Raw genomic sequence first — 19,742 nt, 5'->3', positions numbered from 1 at the left:
AGGTGGTGGTTGCCGGGTCGCGTGTCCTTGACACCATCGACTACTCTACGCGTCGAACCTGTTACCGGTCGGCTCTGCCCGGAGGTCATGGTGCTCGAGGATATCGACCAACCCTCGTCCGCGTCGGAAGTCCTCGTTCCCTTGGAGATAGATGGACACACCGTCTTCCTGTCCGCTAGAGCGTCTACCGACCGCACTCAGCCCGGCGATGAGGTAGAGATCGCTGCCAAGCAGCCGGAGCTGGATGATGCGCTCCGAGGAGTCGTAGCATTCGCCGATAAGGTGACCGCTCGCCTGCAAAATTCGGATGCGACTCGCTTCAGCGTCGAGGTTGCCTGTGAGTTTGCGATGGAGTCCGGAACGTTCGTCGCGATCCTCGGGAAAGTCTCGGCGAAATCCGGGCTCAAGGTGACGATTGAGTGGGAGAAGTCGGGAACGTAGAGTGGCGAAACTGTATGGCGGACCGGCGAGGGTGGGGCTAAACGTCCGCGATATGCTGTGACTCAGCGCGGTCCTGCAGTTGGCTCGATTGCGGCACAGGCAGGAGCGTCTCAGTTCGGACAGGAGGGAGGTGGCGAATCTCCTCCAATGACACTGCCAACCCAACAGGTGTGGGAACGCTTGGTCACGTCCTATACCGTTGCGCTGTGCGTCCCGGCTACAGCATCGCAAAAAGCTCGGTTGGGGACGGGGTTCTTTGTCGCACCTGGGATCGTGGCGACCTGCGCTCACGTCCTCGCTGATACCGCCGATACGCTGCCTCCAACGATTCAAGCGCAGATAGGACCGACCGGACGAGTCATTTCATTGCGCACCGACCGGGAAGAGTACTACCGAGATCCGACAGGCTTGGACCTCGCCTTCGTAAGGACGGAAGAGGGGTGTTCGGCGGGACCGACCGATGCTGTACTGCTATCCGACGTGCTTGCGGTGCAAGACCCAGTCTGGTCATACGGCCACCCCGCCAACAACTTTCGCGATGGTCAATCCGTAACCTTCAAGTACCAAGGCTACTCCAAACGTAGCAGGCCTGGATCCTCGCTATTACCTAGGGTGTGGGGTCCCCCGGTAGGTGGGGGATTCAGCGGGAGCCCGGTCGTAAATATACGGACCGGTGCGGTGTGCGGCATGCTCTGCACATCAGATGGAAAAGGTAGCGCACACCTGCTGCGAGCCCACGAGATGACTAATAGATGTGAGGCGGTGCGGGCCTGGCAAGAAAGATTGGAGGGACACAGGCATTGGCTTGATCAGCTAGACGATGACGAGATCAAGGCTGGGGGATGGGCCTTTCCAAGCCCGCAACTACGCGCCTATCTAGCTGCTTCGCGAAAGTCCAACCAGATGCACCCCTATCCAGGAGTGCTCCCAGGCAACCGGCCACCTCCCCTTTCGACTGTGTATGTACAGCAGTTTGCGACGGTGGACGAGGCTAGCGAGGACGACGATGCCCCGGATCGGCGGCACGTTCCGGCCGACGTAGTATTCGATGGCCCGAGCGACGCCGCTTTGATCGGTGCAGCCGGAGCTGGCAAATCCAGCCTTCTTCGAATCGCATCCATTAACCTCCTCGACCGCGTCAGTCGAGGAGCAGCCTCGGCGGTACCCGTCCAAGTGCTCGCCGCAGACCTAGTCCCATCCCGTCCGGTGTCCGAATCAATAGCCGCTAGCGTAAATTCTGCGCTCAGTGATGTCGGTGTACGCCGCAGGTTGCCCGCTGAATTATTCGCTGACGCTCCGATGCCCGGAGCGCTCTGGCTTGTCCTGATAGATGGTCTAGATGAGGTGATGAGTCCAGAGCTTCGGGCGAAGGTTCTGGAACGGCTTCACGGATTGCGTCAAGGTGAGGGTGGAGAGCACTACCGCTTTATCTTGGCCTCTAGGCCCGGCGACCATCTCCTAGCGAACGTACCGGCGCTCGCAATATACGGACTTCTTCCATTTGATGGCGATCAGATGCTCGCGTTCGCCAAGGGCTGGTTCACTCAACTCCGACTCCGTGGCCCGGCGAACGAGGCTCAAAGCTTCATTGATCTATTGGACCGAAGTAGTCTCAGGGAACTCGCCCGAACTCCCCTCGTCTGTACCATGTTGTGCCAGATATTCGCTTCAGATCCCCGTCGCCACTTTCCCGCCGGCCGAGCGAACATCTATGCGACTTTCATGCGGATGTTCAGCGATCGTCAGTACAACGATTCGGAAGGCGGGATACGTCAGCAGATAGCGGCGATTACGCGACGATACGGAGATGTGGCGGAGCGTGCCGGAGAGGCGCTTCTAGCGCGGGCGCCCGGGATTATTGCAGGATTGGCTTCGGCGCGGCAGATGGGGTCGACCGAGGCGGCGGTGTGCTTAGTGACGGCTTGGACCGCTGACCTCCGGCCCCAGCAAATCCCGGAGCAGGTTTGGCAATCACTCGTACGTGAGATCCTCAGGCGTAGCGGCGTGCTGGTTGCCCGAGCCGATGATTTTGTGTTCCTTCATCAGACGATTCAAGAATACCTGGCGGCGCAGCATATAACGTCTCAGTCAAGTTTGAGCGATGCTCTCTTCGAGAGGCTATTTCTGCGGGGTGAAGTCGACGACGAGTGGTTTGACAGAAGACAATCATTTACCAGATTCCTTATAGCTGCTTGGCGACGCAGGTCGGACTTGACTCCTGCGTTATGTGATTTGGTGTCAAGGAACACTCTCCATGGGGGCGACCTCGTCGTTACCCTCCTAGCCGACGGTGTGGAGCTTGCTCCGTCGGTTATGGAGACCACGGTATCCAAGCTTGCGAACTCTGTAGGGCGTCGGCGGAGTCCAATGGCTGACCGGCGTCGTTCCGCTGAGCTGCTGGTCCAGCTCGACGAGTCCGCCGGATCAGTTGCACTGATCGGCCTCGCGCAGGATAGGCGCCTTTCCTACGCCGACCGACGATGGGCTATCGGCGCCCTCGCGCTCGTGAAAGCGGACCATGTTTCGAAGGACGCGCGCCTTGAACTCTCGACGCCGCCATATAATAGACAGGCCCTACAGACCATCGCCAAGCTGAACGAGCATGGTACCGATATGCTTCTCCTAAGGCTCGCTGAAGACGTGGGGCTCGATGGCGTGGACCGGCGGTGGGCGGCAGAAGCGCTCCTTGAGTCGAGACACCCGAGGGCAAGAAGCCTTCTTTCCCGGATAGCGAACGACAAAACTCTACTGTCGTTCGATCGGGAACTCGCCCTAGACTCGATTGCGCGGCTCAATCGAACGGGGGCCGACACGACCCCGGGTCAGGCGGTCCCGGTCGATGCCAGTAAGAACGCACCACTCGCTCGCTCGCTTGTCTGAGGGCTGTTCGCTCGACGCCGGCCTGAATCAGCCAGCGTGCGCTCCAGGAGAATCAGTGAAGTACTGGAGCCATTGATCGAAACCCACAAATCCAGCCATCCGAATGCCGACACGAGACAGATAGCCCGTGCATACGACTTCGCTGCGCGCTTCCATACGGGGCAGTATCGGAAGTCGGGCGACCCCTACATAGTCCATCCGCTAGCTGTCGCCACGATCCTCGCCAACCTGGGCATGGACACGGCAACCATTGTCGTCGCGCTTCTGCATGACTGTGATGATAGTACTCAGGATCTCTCGGGTGCGTTCGACCGGGAGGTCATGTCTTTGATGGCTGGTACGGCGACGTTGGACAGAATGAGAGTTGACGCTGACGCGGACCCTGCGGACACGCGAGCAATGATCGTCTCGTTGACCAGAGACCCCAGGGTTCTGGTGATAAAGCTCGCGGATCGATTGCACAACCTCCGTACGTTGACCTTCCTGCCGGTGACCGAGCGGGAGCAGAAGGCCAAGGAGACGCTGGAGGTTCTGGTGCCACTGGCGCACCGGCTCGGTATGAACGCCATCAAGTGGGAGCTGGAGGACTTAGCCTTCGCGAACCTCCTTCCGAGACGTTACGCGGAGATACAACGGCTGTTGGAGAAGCACCAGCCGCAGTGTGAGGCGCTGCTGAGGCAGGTGACCCAGAAGGTGCAGATCGATCTGCGGTCCGCCAAGATCAAGGCGGAGACCACCGGCCGACCCAGGCACCTCTACGCGATCCACCGAAGGATCATGGGGCGGGGCAGTGATTTCGATCGTGTCCACGACCTGGTCGGCGTGCGCATCCTGGTCGACAGCGTGGTCGCCTGCTACGCGGCGCTCGGTGTGATCCACGCGAACTGGCAGCCCGTGCCGGGTCGGTTCAAGGACTACATCGCGATGCCGAAGTTCAACATGTACCAGTCGTTGCACACCACGGTGATCGGGCCGAGTGGCAAGCCGGTCGAGATGCAGATCCGGACGTACGCGATGCACCGTACGGCGGAGTTCGGCATCGCGGCGCACTGGAAGTACAAGGAGAAGAAGGGCGAGACGGTCGTCGGCCCGCCGGCACACATCGACGAGATGACGTGGCTGCGGCAGTTGCTGGACTGGCAGCGTGAGGCGGCCGACCCGAGCGAGTTCCTCGACGCGCTCCGCTTCGACCTGTCCAGCCAGGAGGTCTACGTTCTCACCCCCAAGGGGGACGTCCTACCACTGCCGACCGCCTCGACGCCGGTGGACTTCGCGTATGCGGTGCACACCGAGGTGGGGCACAAGTGCATCGGCGCGCGGGTGAACGGCAAGCTGGTGCCGTTGGAGTCGACGCTCTCCAACGGCGACTTGGTCGAAATCATCACCTCAACATCCAGTACGGCCGGGCCGACTCAGGACTGGCTGGGCTTTACCAAGAGTCCTCGAGCGCGGGCGAAAATCCGGCAGTACTTCAACAAGGAGCGGCGCGAGGAGGCGATCGAGGCCGGCAAGGACGCGATCGTCAAGGCGATGCGCAAGCAGGGCATGTCGTTGCAGCGGATGCTAACCAGGGACAATCTTGAGGCTGCCGCCAGGGACCTACGGCTGGTCGATATCGCCTCGATCTATGCCGCAATAGGTAACAATCAGGTCTCCGCGCAGTCCGTGGTGCAAATTCTGGAGGCGGGCTACGAAAGTGAAGGGGACGCTGCCGAGGGCTCCGCCGAGGTCGCGGTCGATGACCGTTCACAGCGCCCCCGTGACGCCTGCAACCCAGGTGTGGTGGTCGAGGGTGCCAGTGACGTGTGGATCAAGCTTTCCCGCTGCTGCACCCCGGTGCCACCAGATACCGTGTTCGGCTTTGTTACCCGCTTCAGTGGGGTGAGCATCCACCGTGACGACTGCGCGATGGCGGAGGGGTTGAGAGCGCAGGCAGAGAGGGTTGTCAACGTTAGGTGGAAACCGACCACTGCCTCGATGTTCATCGCGGCTATACAAGTCGAGGCCTTCAGTCGAGACGCGCTTATGGCAGACGTAGTTCGAGTGCTTTCCGAAGAGCCGGTCAAGATTCTATCCGTCACAATGACCACCACGCTCGACTACGTTGTAGTCGGCCAGCTCAGCTTCGAGTTCGGCGAGCCAAGTAAATTGAGCGGCATCGTCGATGCTGTGGCGGCCGTTGACGGTGTATTCGACGTCTATCGAATCATTCCCGGCAACTGATCAAGAGAGTTGCAGAAGGGATAGCCGCAGCGGAGTCGTCGAGTCAGACACCATCTCCGAAAGTTCAGCCCGGACCCCGTGGCTCTGAGCCAGTGTCACCACGTGCGAGGTGTCCCTCCCTTGAGCACCACGGGCAGCCTTCCTCACGGCATGGCAGTTGGGCTGTGCGTCCGCTCCGGCGCGGTGAGTGCATCGTGGAGGTGGTGTCGTCCGGGTCGTGGTGCATGCCGGTGGTGGCGGACGGCGTTTCATTCGGCAGGCGACCTGTCGAGCGAGTGGGGTGTTGGTGGTTCGTGCGACGTGTCGTCCGGCTGCGGGTCCGTTGGAGGACTATGCGGCCTCTTTCGACGAGTTGTTCTCCAGGCTGGCGCAGCGGCGAGGGTTTCGTGAGTATCTGACCGGGCTTTTGCCGCCCCGTGATCGGAACAAGACCTTGACCGGCCTGGCCGGGTCCGAGCCGGTCGCGGGGGCACAGCACGCTGCGGTGCAACGGTTGCAGTACTTCCTGTCGCAGTCGACATGGAACGCCGACGAGGTCAACTGGCGGCGGCTGGAGTTGCTGGTCAACGATCCGGCGACCGCGCCGCACGCGCGCGGGGTGATCGCGACCGACGACTCCGGCGACCGCAAGGACGGCACCGCGACGGCACATGTTGGCAGGCAGTGGCTGGGCCGTTACGGCAAGACCGACAACGGCACCGTCACGGTGAGCACCATGTGGGCCGACGAACGCCTCTACTATCCGCTGCACGCCGAGCCCTACACCCCCGCGTCGCGCTTCGCGAAGAAGCGGGCCGATCCCGACTTCCGGACCAAGCTGCAGATCGCCGCCGACCTGGTCGCCAAGGCCCGCGCCGCCGGTGTGGCGTGCCGGGCGGTGGTGGCGGACTGCTTCTACTGCGATCACGACGACCTAACGCGCCGAACTGCGTACCAGCGGCTGGGGCTCTGTCATGGCCCTCAAGCCCGCCCGCGGCACCTGGCAGTACGGTGCCGAGGCCTACACCCCGAAGGACGCCGCCCGGGCCGTGCCATGGAATGGTCCCGGCGATCCCGGCGGCTGGCACCCGTCGAGCGCCGGTTCCGCGACGGGCGCACCGGCACCTGGTGGGCCACCGACGCCCAATTGGGCTGGTGGGGATCCGATGGGCGCACCCGCCTCGTGGTCGCCACCACCGACCCGGAAACCTTGCCGGACAAGGCCACCTGGTACCTGGCCACCAACATGCCCCGACCCGGTGGCCCGCACGACACTCCTGATCCGGCCCACGAGCCGGCGAACCTGACCGAAGTCGTGCGCATCTACGGGATCCGGCACTGGATCGAGCAAAGCTATAAACAGGTCAAGGACGAACTCGGTTGGGCCGACCTCCAAGTCCGCTCCGCCACCGCGCTCCGCCGTCACCAAACACTGGTGAACTGCGCATTTCGTTTGCTGGGACACCTGGTTCGACCGACCATCCACAAACGACACCCTTGCCCCCGCTCCGGAGCCGCCCCGCGACAACTCCGGAGAGAGGGGGCGCCGAAGCCGGGCCGCCGACTGACCAGCCCAGCTGGTCCAAAGCGCTACGCGCGGTCCGCCCTGGCTCACCCCGTGGCTCCTGCTGCACCGCTGCTGGACAGCCTGGACCAACAAGCCACCACCCGACGAACTCCAGCAACTGCTCAACGCCGTAGCGCATGGCCACGCCCTGAATCTATATTTGCCACCATGAAGCTGACAAACTACCGCTAGTCAGGCGGCTCCAGATGCTCCGTGGGTGCTCGGACGCCAGGGAGGTGGTATGGAAGTTGCGCGATGTAGCCGGATTCCGTGGCCACTGCGAGGCGGTCAAGCGCATCCATTGACTTGGATGGCGGCCTATACACGGCTAGGACCTGTGCGGACGTGCCGGGATGCGGTTGGAACTGGCGGGTTGCGGTGGGATGCGTTTTGCGATAGAGTCGACTTTGGATCAGTATGCCTTCTACTTTGGACTTTTAATCCGCGGGTTCTGGGTTCGAATCCCAGGCGGCCCACCAGAGGTGACCTGCGGCTATCGCCGCAGCGACCGCCGCGTGCCAGGTCAGCGGATGCCAGTTGGTCGTCCCGGGGCGATACCGTCGAGTTCCGCGCGACTACCACCTGCGGAGGTAGTGCCCTGCTCGCTGTCCCGATCGGTGTCGGCCTGAGCTTCGTGGCGGCGGGCCTGCTCGGCTGGCGGGCCCGGCCGGGCAACCGGACCGGCCCGCTGCTGGTCGCCGTCGGCCTGTCGTGGTGGTTCGCCAAGCTCCCGCTGCCGTTGGCGCTGCCGGAGAGTCTCGCCGTGATCCGGGCCGCCGGCTGGGCGGCCGTCCTGGTGCACCTGGTGGTGGCCTTTCCGACCGGACGACTCGGCACGCCGACACCGCGCCTGGTGGTCGGGCTGGCCTACCTGAGCGTCGCCGTGGTCGCCCTGCTGGCCGTGCCCGGTGTCGGGCCGGACGGTGGCGGAACCGGCGGAACCTGGCCGTCCGGTGCCGACCCGGGGTTGCCCGACGCCGGCCCGCCGGTCGGGGCGGTCGCCATCGTCGCGATCCTGGTCAGCGGCTCGGCGGCGGTGGTACTGCTACTCGTCCGCTGGCGGCGCAGCAGCGCCCTCCGGCGCCGGTACCTCAACCCGGTCTTCGGCACCGCCGTGCTGGCGGTGGCGCTCTTCGTGACGGTGAAGCCGGCGACGATCGCCGGTCGGGACGTCGTCGCGCTCACCGTGGCGTTGCAGGTCGCCCTGGTGGCCGTACCGCTGGGCTACCTGGCCGGGCTGTTGCGCCGCCGGCTCGACCGGGCCGGGGTCGCGGACCTGGTCGTCCGGCTGCACGCGGTACCCCGGCCGGCGGCGATCGAGTCGACGCTGGCCCGGGCACTGCACGACCCGACCCTGCGGATCGGCTACTGGGCGCCGGAGTCGGGCCGGTACGTCGACCTCGACGGCCGTACCGTGGTCCCGCCGGAGGACGGTGCGGACCGGGACGGTGCGGACCGGGCGGTGACCCGGATCGACCGGGGGACCGAGCCGATCGCGATACTCGTGCACGACCGGGCGCTGGCGGAGGAGCCGGAGTTGATCGAGGCCACCTGTGCGGCGGCGGGACTCGCGCTGGAGAACGAGCGGCTCACCGCCGACCTGCGGGCCCGGCTGCGGCAACTCGCCGACTCCCGGCTCGCGTTGCTGCGGGCCGGCGAGGCGGAACGGCGACGGCTGGAACGGGACCTGCACGACGGCGTACAGCAGCGGTTGCTGGCCATTCCGCTCACGCTGGGCCTGGCGGAGTCCGTGCTGCGTACCGATCCGGACCGGGCCGTACCGCTGATCGCCGAGGCCAGGAGCGGCACGCTGGCGATCCTGGCCGAGTTGCGGGCGCTGACCCAGGGGCTGCATCCGCCGCTGCTGACCGAGCGCGGCCTGCCCGGCGCGGTACGCGAGCTGGCCGCGCTGTCGCCGGTACCGCTGAAGCTGCCGGACGAGCTGCCGGACCGGTTGCCGGCCGAGGTGGAGACCACCGCCTACTACGTGGTCGCCGAGGCGCTGGCGAACGTCACCAAGCACGCGGCGGCGGCAACGGCCGAGCTGCGGCTCGACCGGCACGACGGGCGGCTGGTGGTGGAGGTCCGGGACGACGGCCGGGGCGGTGCGGATCCGGCCGGCGGTACGGGGCTGCGCGGGCTGGCCGATCGGGTAGCCGTCGCCGGTGGCTCGTTCGAGCTGGTCAGCCCGGCCGGTGGCGGTACCCGGGTCCGGGCGGTGCTGCCGTGCGGGTAGCCCTGGCCGAGGACAACACGCTGCTGCGGGAGGGGCTGGTCCGGCTGCTCACCGAGGCCGGCCTGACGGTGGTGTGCGGTGTCGAGGACGCGACGGCGCTGCTCGCCGGGGTGGCCCGGTACCGCCCCGAGGTCGCCGTCGTCGACATCCGGCTGCCGCCGACGCGTACCGACGAGGGGTTGCGGGCGGCCCGGGAGATCCGCCGCCGCCATCCGGCGACCGGGGTGCTGGTGCTGTCGCAGTACGTCCGGGTCAGCTACACCGTCGAGCTGCTCGACGGCGGCGCCCGGGGGGTCGGCTACCTGCTCAAGGACCGGGTCTCCGACCTGGCCGAGTTCGCGGCGGCGGTCCGGCGGGTCGGTGCCGGGGGTACCGCGTTCGACCCGGTCGTCATCGACCAGCTCGTCGGCCGCCGGGACCGCGACGACGACCCGCTGCGCGGGCTGAGCGAACGGGAGCGGGCGGTCCTCGCCCTGATGGCCGAGGGCCGGACCAACCAGGCCATCGCGGAACGGCTCGACATCGCCGAGCGGACCGTGGAGAAGCACTGTACGAACATCTTCGCCAAACTGGCCCTGCCCGCCTCGCCCGACGACCACCGCCGGGTGCTGGCCGTACTCCGCTACCTCAACGGCTGAGAAGGGGGCGGGTACGGGTAGCCGCACCCGGTGGGTGTGGCCGGCCCGGTGCCGGGGGCGGGCTGGCTCGCTTCCGGGGCCGGCGCGCGGACCGCAGACTCGTCCTCGTCGGCAACGGGATCCGGGGAGGGACGACGATGGCTGGTCCGGGGTTCGGGCGGGTGGACACGGTGGCGGTCGCACGGGGGACCGCCGCTCTGCTGACGGTGGTGATGGTCTGGTACTTCGCGACCTCGGGCGCGGTCCGGTCGGACAATCTGTTCCTGGTCCCGGACCTGCTGGTGACCGTCTTCGCACTGGGCTCGTCGCTGCTGCCCCGGCGGGTGGCGGTACCGGCGATGCTCTTCGCGTACGCCTGGGCGGCGGCCGTCTTCACCACGTCGCTGTTCAGTTACGTGGTCCGGGGCGAGTTCCCGGTCGACCACGTCTTCCTGATCCTGCCCAGCGTGGTACTGGCGGTGCTGCTCGGCCGGATCGCCGCCGGGCGGGTGCCGGCGACCCGGCCCGCCCCGGCGGTGCCGGCGCCGGACCGGTCCGACTCGCCGACCGCCCGGGTCTGACGGGGTCTGACGGCTGCCGCCCGGGCCGCCGACGGACGCCACCGGTCCGTCGGCGGCCCGGGCGGTGGCCCCTGCGATCGCACATCGGCGATCCGACGACCCGGCGGCCCGGCGGTCGCGGTGCGGGTCAGCCGGCCAGGGTACGGACCGACTCCGCCCAGAGCCGGGCGGCGGCCTCCGGGTCCAGGGCGTACGCGGCGACGCCGTTGCGGGTGCCCGGCCGGTGCGGCTCCGCCTCGGCGCAGTCCTCGAAGTACCGGCCGCCGATCCCGTCGAGCAGTGGCGAGGTGCCGACCAGTACGGAGGTGGCGGCGCCCTGCTCCGGCGTCTTCCAGACGAACGCCGACGGTCCCGCCTCGGCGCGCAGCCGGTCGAGTTCCGCCTCGCTGACGTACCGCTGGAGGTTGGTCCGGATCCCGCCCGGCATCAGCGCGTTGGCGGTGATCCCGTCGTCGGCCCAGCGGCTCGTCGCCTCGACCGCGAACAGCACGTTGGCGGTCTTGGACTGCCCGTACGCGGCCCACGGCTCGTACGGCCGCCGGGCGAAGTGGATGTCGTCGAAGACCACCGGCGAGCGCAGGTGCGCGCTGGAGCTGACCGAGACGACCCGGGCCCCGCCGGCCGAGGCGAGTGCCCGGTGCAGTCCGGTGGCGAGGGCGAAGTGCCCGAGGTGGTTGGTGGCGAACTGGAGTTCCCAGCCCTCCGGGGTACGCGTCTCGGGCGCGGCCATCACCCCGGCGTTGTTGACCAGGAGGTGCAGTGGGCCGTCCCAGGCGGCGACGAAGGCCGTGACCGAGGCCCGGTCGGCGAGGTCCAGGGGCGCGACGTGGACGCGGTCGTTGCCGGTGGTCGCGGTGATCTCGTTGGCGGTCTGTTCGCCGGCCGCCAGGTCCCGGACGGCGAGGGTGACCTCCGCGCCGATCCCGGCGAGCGTCCGGGCGGTCTCGACGCCGATCCCGGAGGCGCCGCCGGTGACGACGGCCCGTCGGCCGGTGAGGTCGATTCCGGCCGCGACCTCGGCGGCGGTGGACTCGGCCGAGAACGGCGTGCTGATGCGTTGCGGTGCGTTCATGATCATCCCGTCCTTGATCGGTGCTGCTGGTCGGGGTGGGCCGGCCGGTATGATGTGAAGCGGAGGAACCTCCACTACGAATCACGTTAACCGGAGGAGCCTCCGGTTGCCAACCGCATCCCCGGGTCCGGTGTGTGAGCCACGCCACCGGTCCGGTACGCGCCAGACCTGACGAGGAGAGCCGTGGCGGCCACCGGCCAGCGCCCACTGCGGGCCGACGCACAGCGCAACCGCGACCGGCTGCTGGAGGTGGCCGTACGGGCGTTCTCGCAGGACGGGCCGGAGGCGACCCTGGAGGCCATCGCCAAGGAGGCGGGCGTCGGGATCGGCACCCTCTACCGGCACTTCCCGACCCGGGAGGCGCTGGTCGAGGCGGCCTACCGCAGCGAACTCGACCGGCTCTGCGACGCCGTCGACGAACTGCTGCGCAGCCTGCCGCCGGACCGGGCGACCCGGGTCTGGCTGGACCGCTTCGTCGACTACCTGGGCACCAAGCGCGGCATGGCCGACGCGCTGCGCGCCGTGATCGCCTCCGGCGGCAACCCGTTCGCGCACAGCCGGGACCGGCTGACCGGCGCGATCACCAGCCTGCTGGCCGCCGGTGCCGAGACCGGGACACTTCGGTCGGACGTCCCGGCCGCCGACGTACTGGCCAGCCTCGGCGGGATCTCCCTCGCCGTCGGCGAGCCGGACCAGCGGGACCAGGCCGGGCGCCTGCTCGACCTGCTGCTCGACGGACTGCGCTACCGCGCGACCGGGACCGACGGCTGACCGGCCGGCGCCCGGGACCGACGGCTGACCGGTCGGCGGCCGGGAGCGACGGCTAGCCGGTCGGCAGCCGGTCCACCAGCTTGTCGAGCTGGATCGGCAGGGTACGGAACCGCAGGCCGGTGGCGTGGTAGACGGCGTTGGCGACCGCTGCCGCCGAGCCGACGATGCCGATCTCGCCCAGCCCCTTGGTGCCGAGCGGGTTCCCCTCGTCGTCCTCCTCCGGCACCCAGTACGCCTCGATCCGTTCCACGTCCGCGCAGGCGGTGACGTGGTAAGTGGCCAGGTCCCGGTTCACCCAGTCGCCGAACCGGTGGTCCAGCAGCCCCTCCTCGTGCAGCGCCATCGAGATGCCCATGGTCATCCCGCCGATCAACTGCGATCGGGCGGTGCTCGGGTTCACCACCCGACCGGTGGCGAAGACGCCGAGCATCCGGGGGATCCGGATCTCGCCGGAGTCGACGTCCACCCGGGCCTCGACGAAGTGCGCGCCGAAGGCGTACCGGGCGAGTCGGGGCAGGGCCGCCGCCTCGTCGGTGGTGTCCAGGCGTACCGCCAGGCCGTCGGGGGGTGCCGTGCCGGCGTACCGGTCGTCGAGCTGGCGGCGCAGTTCCTGGCAGGCCCGGTGCACGGCCAGACCCCAGCCGGCGGTACCGGTCGAGCCACCGGCGACCAGCGCCGGCGGAAGGTCGCTGTCCCCGATGCTGACCGCGACCCGGTCGCCGGGCACCCCGAGGGCGTCCGTGGCGATCTGCCACAGCGCGGTCCGCGCGCCGGTACCGATGTCGGTGGCGTTGATCCGCACCTGGTACGTCCCGTCCGGGCCGGCCGCCGCCTCGGCCGACGCACCCGGGATCCGGGCCGGGTAGATCGCGCCGGCCATCCCGGTGCCGATCAGCCACCTGCCCCGCCGTCGGGCCCCCGGAGCGGGGTCGCGGTCCGCCCAGCCGAACCGCCGGGCACCGTCGCGCAGGCAGGCGGCCAGCTTCCGGCTGCTGAACGGTACGCCCTCCTCCGGGTCGACCTCGGTGTCGTTGCGCAGCCGCAGCTCCACCGGGTCGACCCCGCAGGCCACCGCCAACTCGTCCATCGCGGACTCCAGCGCGAACGACCCCGGGCACTCGCCGGGTGCGCGCATCCAGGACGGCGTCGGTACGTCCAGCCGGGCCAGCCGGTGCGTCGTTCGGCGGTGCGGTGCCGCGTACAGCGCCCGGGTGAGTACGGCGGTCTGCTCGGCGAACTCCTCGATGGTGGAACTCTGGCTGATCGCGTCGTGGCAGATCGCCGCGAGCCGGCCGTCGGCGTCGGCACCGAGCCGGATCCGCTGGATGATCGGGGTGCGGTAGCCGATCGGGCCGAAGAGCTGCTGCCGGGTCAACGCCAGCCGTACCGGCCGGCCGACCTGCCGGGCGGCCATCGCGGCGAGCACCGGCGTGCACCGGGTGGTGCCCTTGCTGCCGAAGCCGCCGCCGACGTGCTCGGCGATGGCCCGGACCGCCTCGGCCGGCAACTCGAAGAGCCGGCCGAGGACCACCTGTACGTCCGTGGTGCCCTGGCTGGAGTCGTGCACCAGCAGCCGACCGTCGGTCCAGCTCGCGGTCGCGGCGTGCGGCTCCATCGGGTTGTTGTGGTACGCCGGCGTCCGGTACGTCTGGTCCAGCCGTACCTCCGCCGCCGCGTAGCCGCTGTCGAAGTCGCCGACGCTGGTGTCGGTGGGGAACGACGGGTTGACGTGGTCCGGCTTGTAGAGGCTCGGATGATGCTCGGTGAGTACGCTGCTGTGCGGCTCGGTGTCGTAGTCGATCCGGAGCAGCCGGGCAGCCTCCCGGGCCGACTCCAGCGACTCGGCCACCACCAGCGCCACGATCTCGCCCCGGTAGCGCACCCGGGGCTGCTGGAGGAGCAGCAGTTCGGGACTCTCCGCCGGGTGCAGCCGGGGCGAGTTCTCGTGGGTGAGCACCGCCAGCACCCCCGGCTCGCGCTCCGCGTCGCCGGTGTCGATCCGGACGATCCGTCCCTTCGCCACGCTGGCCTGCACCGCCCACCCGTACGCCACGCCGTCGGCCGGGTGCTCGACCGCGTACCGGGCGGTGCCGGTCACCTTCGCCCGGCCCTCCAGCCGGGGCTGTTCCCGGCCGATGGCGGTGGCCGGCGCGCTCACCGGGCCACCTCGACGTACCCGCTCACCGGTCCCGCTCCGCCGGGTCCGTCGCGTCCTCGGCCAGGTCGACCAGGGTTCGTACGGTCAGGTTCCGGATCAGTGGGATCTTGAAGGCGTTGTGCGTCAGTGGCCGGGCCGCCGCGAGTTCCTCCTCGGCGGCGAGCCGGAAGGTCTCCTCGGTCGCCGGCTGGCCGCGCAGCGCCGCCTCGGCGAGCCGGGGCCGCCAGGGCCGGTGCGCGACCGCGCCCCAGCCGAGGCGGACGTCCCGGACCAGCCCGCCGGCCAGGTCGAGCGCCACCGCCACCGAACCGGCGGCGAAGGCGAACGACGCCCGGTCCCGCGCCTTCCGGTACGTCGACCGGCGCGCGAACGGCAGCGCGGGAATCCGTACCGCCGTGATCAGCCCGCCCGGGGCCAGCGTGGTCTCCTGGTCCGGCCGTTCCCCGGGCAGCCGGTGGAACTCGGCCAGCGGGATGTCCCGGGCGCCGGCCGGCTCCAGCACCTCGACCACGGCGTCGAGCGCGACCAGCGCGACCGCCATGTCCGAGGGGTGGGTGGCGACGCACTGCGGCGACCAGCCGAGGATGGCGAGGTCCCGGTTCTGCCCCTCCAGCGCCGAGCATCCGTCCCCAGGGACGCGCTTGTTGCACGGCCGGGTGACGTCCTGGAAGTAGGCGCAGCGGGTACGTTGCAGCAGGTTGCCGCCGACGGTGGCCATGTTGCGCAGTTGTCCGCTCGCCCCGGCCAGCAGCGCCCGGGCCAGCACCGGGAAGTCCCGCCGTACGGTCGGGTGCGCGGCCAGGTCGCTGTTGCGTACCGTGGCGCCGATCCGGAGCCCGCCGTCGGGCAGTGACTCGACCGAGTCCAGGGGCAGCCGGGTGACGTCGACCAGCAGCCCCGGGCGGGCCACCCCGAGTTTCATCAGGTCGACCAGGTTCGTGCCGCCGCCCAGGTACGCCGCGTCCGGCTCGCCGGCCACCAGCGCCACCGCCCGGCCGGGGTCGGTGCTCCGCTCGTACCGGAAGCTCCTCACCGGAGGCTCCCCATCGGACGGGTCTCGACCGTCGCGGCCTCCCGGATCGCCGAGACGATGTGCGGGTACGCCGCACAGCGGCACAGGTTGCCGCTCATCCGTTCCCGGATCTCCGGGTCGGTGACCCCGTTTGGGCCGGCGGCCAGGTCGGCGGTGACCACGCTCGGCCAGCCCCGGCGCAGCTCGTCGAGCATGCCGAGGGCGGAGCAGAGCTGTCCGGAGGTGCAGTAGCCGCACTGGAAGGCGTCGTGCTCGACGAAGCAGCTCTGCAACGGGTGCAGTTGCCCGTCCTCGGCCAGGCCCTCGACGCTGACCAGGTCGCCGCCGTCGGCCGCCACGGCGAAGACCAGGCAGCTCTTCACCCGCCGGCCGTCGAGCAGCACCGTGCACGATCCGCACTGGCCGTGGTCGCAGCCCTTCTTCGCCCCGGTCAGCGCCAGGTGCTCCCGGAGCGCGTCGAGCAGCGTGGTCCGGTTGTCGAGGTCGAGTTCGTACGGTCTGCCGTTGACGGAGAGCCGGACCGGCGACCGGTGCGGTGGCTCGGTCATCGACAACCGACCCTCGGACTGGTTTGTGCCATATGTCGAGATTACCGAGCGGGATCGCCGGTGCGGGACCAATCGAGCCGTTCCGGTGGCCGCCGCTCAGCCCGGTGGGGACGGACGCGGGCGGTACCGCCAGACCCGCATGTCGCCGAGATGCGTGCGACAGGCGAACGCCCGGGGGGCCGCCTGGCAGGACGTCAGGGCGAACGGCAGCGGGTCCAGCGAGCGGACCGCCGTACCCTCCGGATCGAGCAGGCCCACCCAGGTCCGGGCGCTGCCGCCGGTCTGGCGGAGCAGCATCGGCCCGGAGGTCGCCGGACTCTCGGCCTCCGTCCAGCCGGTCAGGTCCACCACGCTACGCCCGGTGCGCGGATCGACCGTCCGGCGGATCGTGAGGTCCTCGGTGGTCTCCACCAGGTGCCCGCCGTGCGGGGTCACCCTCAGCGGCTCGGGGTTCCGCCACGCGGTGCCGCCGGTGGCCGGATCGACCACCTCGGTGCCGCTCCCGTCGGCCAGGCACAGCATGGGCCCACAGGCTTCGGCCCGTAGCTGCTCCGACGGTGTCGCCCGGATCCATCGGCGCTGCCGCAGGTCGGCCGAGTAGACGGCGACGTTCGTCTCGAACCGCACCATCAGCCAGTCACCGGCCATCGCCGCGTAGAACGGCACGCCGCCCCCGGAATCGAGCCGCTGCCGGACCGCTCCGGTCCGGGGGTCACGCAGTTCGAGCAGGCCGTCGCGGTACCCGGCCAGCAGGGCGGCGGGGCGGCCCGGACCGGCCCGCAGCGTGCTGATCCCGGACAGCACCGGAGAGGTCCAGAGATCCCGACCGGTGTCGAGGTCGACCACCCGACCGGTCTGCCCGACCGGTGGTGCGGTGTAGCTGCCGGTACCCCAGGTCGCCTGGTAGGTCGGGGTGCCGGACGGCGGCGGATTGTCGGGATCGACCCGGCTGCCCGGCGGGAACACCTCCTCGACGACCAGCCCGATCCGTTCCTCGCCCAGCACGGTCAGCTGACTCGGCACCGACCAGCGCCACCGCCCGGTACCGGCGTCCAGCGCGACGGTCCGGAAATCGTTGCTGTCGGGCCGGCCCTCCAGCAGGATCAGCAGACCGGCCGCCTGGTACAGCCAGATCCGCCGCAGCTCCGTCCGGTACGTCGTACTCCAGAGCTGCCGCCCCCGCTCCGTCTCGTACGCGGTGATCCGGTACGCGTCGGTGCCGAGCGGCTCGGTGAGGACGAGCCGGTCCTCGGTCAGCGTGAAGGAGTCACTGCCCTGCACCGTCCCCCGGTAGATCTCCGTCAACTGCGACGGTGCGGCCGGTGCCGCGCCACCCAGGCCGAACACCAGTGCCCCGGCCAGTCCGAGCGCGGTGGTCCGGAGCCGCCGCCAGGTGAACCGGCGCGGCGGGACGGGCTCGGCCGGCGGGTCGTACCGCTGCTCGCCGAGCTCGATCACGACCACCGCGCCGCCCCCTCCCGGCCGGGCCGGTCGGGACCGGCCACGTGATGGCGGCCATTATTCGTCAGTGACGTCCGCCACCACCAGCGTGACGTTGTCCGGGGCACCCGCCTGGTGCGCGAGCTTGACCAACTGCCGCGTGCACTCCTCCCGGTCGGCGAAGCCGGCCAGCACCCCGGCGATGGCGTCGTCCTCGACCACGTCGGAGAGGCCGTCGCTGCACACCAGCAGCCGGTCACCGGCCTGGGCGATCAGCGCGACGGTGGCCGGCTCGACCGGGGTACCCAGCACCACGCGGGTGACCAGCGACCGCTGCGGATGCCGCCGGGCCTCCTCCGGCGTCAGTCCGCCCTGGTCGACGAGCGCCTGCACGAAGGTGTCGTCCCGGGTGAGCTGGGACAGCCTGCCGGCCCGGAACAGGTAGCCCCGGGAGTCGCCGACATGCGCCACCCCGAGCCGGCGGCCGGAGAGCAACATCGCCGTCACGGTGCTGCCCATCCCCTCGGTGGCCTGGTCGGCGTCGGTCACCGCCCGGATCCGGGTGTTGGCCGCACCGATCGCCTCCCGCAGCGCGGCCAGGGGTTCCGCGTCCGGCGCGGACCGCTCCACCGGGGCCAGACTGCTGATCACGATCTCGCTGGCCACCTCGCCGGCCGGGGCCCCGCCCATGCCGTCGGCCACGGCGACCAGGCGGCTGCCGGCGAACGCCACGTCCTCGTTGTTCGGCCGGACCAGGCCAGGGTCGCTGACGGCCAGGCTGCGCAGGACAAAGGTCATACCGTGCAGCTTGCCCCGAGATCCACGGCAAAGTCACTACGCAGTACTGCGTAGGGTTGACGCATGATGCCGGTCTCCATGGTCGGGCGTGCCGGCGAACTGGCCGAGTTCGCCGCCGCCTGGGCCACGGTCGCCGGTGGGCACCCCCGGACCGGCTGCGTGGTGGTCACCGGCGCCGCCGGGGTGGGCAAGAGCCTGCTGATCAGTGCGGCTCTGGACGGCCTCTCACCCCGACCGGGGACCATCCTCAGCGGTACCGCCCGGGTGCACACCCCGGCACCGTACGACTGGCTGGCCGCCGCGCTCAGCGGACGGGACACCCAGGACCTCCCGTTGCCGCCCGACGCGCTGGCCTGGCTGGCCCAGCACCCGAACGCGCCCCGGGAGCGGTACGCCCCCGACGCACTGTTACGCCTCGCGGTACGCACCGTACGGGCGCTGGTCGGGGCCGGGCCGGCGGTACTGGTGGTGGAGGACCTGCACGCACTCGACCCGGCCAGCCTCAACCTGGTCGGCGAGCTGGCCACCGCGCCCGACCTGCCGGCCCTGCTGCTCGTCGGCAGCCGGCCGGCGGAGGAGGCGGTGTCGCCCCGGCTGGTCGCCGCCACCCTGGCCCGACTCTCCGGTGCCCCCGGCGCGATCCGGCAGCACCTCGGCCCGCTGGGCCGGCCGGACGTGGCCGCCGTGCTCGGCCAGGTCTACCCCGGCCGGCCCGTACCGGCGGACGTCGTCGACGCGCTCTGGCGGCGGACCGGCGGCAACCCGTACCGGCTGGTGGAGCTGTTGGTCGCCGAGCGCGGCCGGCGGCCCGAGGAACTCGCCCCCGGGCCGCTTTCCGAGCACCTGCGGCTGCTGGTCGAGCCGCCGCCGGCACCCACCGCCGAGTTGACCGGCCGGGAGGTCGAGGTGCTGTCCTGTCTGGCCGCCGGCATGTCCAACAAGCAGGTGGCCCGCTCACTCGGGATCTCGGTACGCACCGTCACCGTGCACGTGTCCAACCTGCTCCGTAAGACCGGCTCGGCGTCGCGTACCGAGGCGGCCCTCTGGGCGGTACGACAGCGGCTCACCGATCCGGCCCGGCACGGCTGATCCGATCATCCGGTCGCGCCGTTCCTGGTGAACGGGTTCGACGACTTCCTGGTGAACGCCACGACGACGGTTCCGCCCGCCTTGACGCGTACGCCATCATTGATGGATAGCCCGGGATGCGAAGGGGGTGGCTGCGGTGAAACGTGGCACCACTGTGGAAAGGCCGAGCAGTCCGGCGTTGACCAGCATCTTCTTCTGATTCACTACCGGTCGTGAAGCCGGGCTCCCGCAGCCCGTCGGTCGCGTCTCTATCATCGAGACGCACGCGGGAGCCGTCAGGTCCTCCCGACGCACAACAGAAGTGCCGCT

Annotated in this window: 15 protein-coding genes and 1 pseudogene; 10 read left to right on the top strand and 6 right to left on the bottom strand. The window is 69.4% G+C overall.

All coding sequences use genetic code 11. The features are described from left to right. Window positions 1-87: 87 nt before the first annotated feature. From Pen02_RS30040 to Pen02_RS30010, 8 genes and pseudogenes are all read left to right on the top strand, one after another. Window positions 88-441, top strand: a complete 354-nt coding sequence (locus tag Pen02_RS30040) for a CU044_2847 family protein (RefSeq protein WP_203869508.1) — start codon at window positions 88-90, stop codon at window positions 439-441. 147 nt (window positions 442-588) lie between these two features. Further along, window positions 589-1,119 (top strand): annotated as a pseudogene (locus Pen02_RS43090) (S1 family peptidase); the annotation flags it as partial. Window positions 1,120-1,398: 279 nt separating this feature from the next. Further along, a complete protein-coding gene (locus Pen02_RS30035; protein ID WP_239141528.1) occupies window positions 1,399-3,321 on the top strand; it encodes an NACHT domain-containing protein in 1,923 nt (640 codons plus the stop codon). A gap of 36 nt (window positions 3,322-3,357) precedes the next feature. Further along, the gene (locus tag Pen02_RS30030; protein WP_239141526.1) at window positions 3,358-5,544 is read left to right on the top strand and encodes a RelA/SpoT family protein; all 2,187 of its coding nucleotides are present in this window, start codon (window positions 3,358-3,360) and stop codon (window positions 5,542-5,544) included. A 322-nt stretch (window positions 5,545-5,866) separates the two neighbouring features. Continuing rightward, window positions 5,867-7,282 (top strand): IS701 family transposase, encoded by a 1,416-nt coding sequence (locus Pen02_RS30025; RefSeq protein WP_203869506.1) that lies wholly within the window; start codon window positions 5,867-5,869, stop codon window positions 7,280-7,282. 442 nt (window positions 7,283-7,724) lie between these two features. Further along, a complete protein-coding gene (locus Pen02_RS30020; protein WP_203869505.1) occupies window positions 7,725-9,326 on the top strand; it encodes a sensor histidine kinase in 1,602 nt (533 codons plus the stop codon). Beyond that, the gene (locus tag Pen02_RS30015) at window positions 9,317-9,964 is read left to right on the top strand and encodes a response regulator transcription factor (protein WP_203869504.1); all 648 of its coding nucleotides are present in this window, start codon (window positions 9,317-9,319) and stop codon (window positions 9,962-9,964) included. The genes Pen02_RS30020 and Pen02_RS30015 overlap by 10 nt, the downstream gene beginning before the upstream one ends. A 137-nt stretch (window positions 9,965-10,101) precedes the next feature. Next, the gene (locus Pen02_RS30010; RefSeq protein ID WP_203869503.1) at window positions 10,102-10,524 is read left to right on the top strand and encodes a hypothetical protein; all 423 of its coding nucleotides are present in this window, start codon (window positions 10,102-10,104) and stop codon (window positions 10,522-10,524) included. Between the two features lie 127 nt (window positions 10,525-10,651). On the opposite strand, the gene Pen02_RS30005 is transcribed toward Pen02_RS30010, so the two are convergent. Beyond that, window positions 10,652-11,596: an SDR family NAD(P)-dependent oxidoreductase gene (locus tag Pen02_RS30005; RefSeq protein WP_203869502.1), complete on the bottom strand. Its 945-nt coding sequence runs from the start codon at window positions 11,594-11,596 to the stop codon at window positions 10,652-10,654. Between the two features lie 183 nt (window positions 11,597-11,779). On the opposite strand from Pen02_RS30005, the gene Pen02_RS30000 reads away from it, so the two are divergent. Next, complete coding sequence (locus tag Pen02_RS30000) at window positions 11,780-12,367, top strand: TetR/AcrR family transcriptional regulator (RefSeq protein ID WP_239141524.1); 588 nt, start codon at window positions 11,780-11,782, stop codon at window positions 12,365-12,367. A gap of 52 nt (window positions 12,368-12,419) precedes the next feature. Here Pen02_RS30000 and Pen02_RS29995 read toward each other — a convergent pair whose 3' ends face one another. The 5 genes from Pen02_RS29995 to Pen02_RS29975 all read right to left on the bottom strand — a co-directional run bounded on the left by Pen02_RS29995 (window position 12,420) and on the right by Pen02_RS29975 (window position 18,344). Beyond that, window positions 12,420-14,525 carry a xanthine dehydrogenase family protein molybdopterin-binding subunit gene (locus tag Pen02_RS29995; RefSeq protein WP_203869501.1) on the bottom strand — a complete coding sequence of 702 codons (2,106 nt, stop codon included), beginning with the start codon at window positions 14,523-14,525 and terminating at the stop codon, window positions 12,420-12,422. Window positions 14,526-14,547: 22 nt separating this feature from the next. Continuing rightward, complete coding sequence (locus tag Pen02_RS29990) at window positions 14,548-15,558, bottom strand: FAD binding domain-containing protein (RefSeq protein ID WP_203869500.1); 1,011 nt, start codon at window positions 15,556-15,558, stop codon at window positions 14,548-14,550. After that, the gene (locus tag Pen02_RS29985; RefSeq protein ID WP_203869499.1) at window positions 15,555-16,106 is read right to left on the bottom strand and encodes a 2Fe-2S iron-sulfur cluster-binding protein; all 552 of its coding nucleotides are present in this window, start codon (window positions 16,104-16,106) and stop codon (window positions 15,555-15,557) included. Before Pen02_RS29985 ends, Pen02_RS29990 begins: the two co-directional genes overlap by 4 nt. 96 nt (window positions 16,107-16,202) lie before the next feature. Continuing rightward, window positions 16,203-17,570 (bottom strand): outer membrane protein assembly factor BamB family protein, encoded by a 1,368-nt coding sequence (locus Pen02_RS29980; protein ID WP_203869498.1) that lies wholly within the window; start codon window positions 17,568-17,570, stop codon window positions 16,203-16,205. 54 nt (window positions 17,571-17,624) lie between these two features. Further along, window positions 17,625-18,344 carry a PP2C family protein-serine/threonine phosphatase gene (locus tag Pen02_RS29975; RefSeq protein ID WP_203869497.1) on the bottom strand — a complete coding sequence of 240 codons (720 nt, stop codon included), beginning with the start codon at window positions 18,342-18,344 and terminating at the stop codon, window positions 17,625-17,627. Window positions 18,345-18,407: 63 nt separating this feature from the next. On the opposite strand from Pen02_RS29975, the gene Pen02_RS29970 reads away from it, so the two are divergent. Then, the gene (locus tag Pen02_RS29970; protein WP_203869496.1) at window positions 18,408-19,433 is read left to right on the top strand and encodes a helix-turn-helix domain-containing protein; all 1,026 of its coding nucleotides are present in this window, start codon (window positions 18,408-18,410) and stop codon (window positions 19,431-19,433) included. The last annotated feature ends 309 nt before the right edge of the window (window positions 19,434-19,742 follow it).

It is taken from the genome of Plantactinospora endophytica (genome assembly GCF_016862915.1).
Taxonomy (GTDB): domain Bacteria; phylum Actinomycetota; class Actinomycetes; order Mycobacteriales; family Micromonosporaceae; genus Plantactinospora; species Plantactinospora endophytica.
Note: the sequence above shows the minus strand (reverse complement) of the source record. Positions and strands in the feature narration are given on the sequence as shown.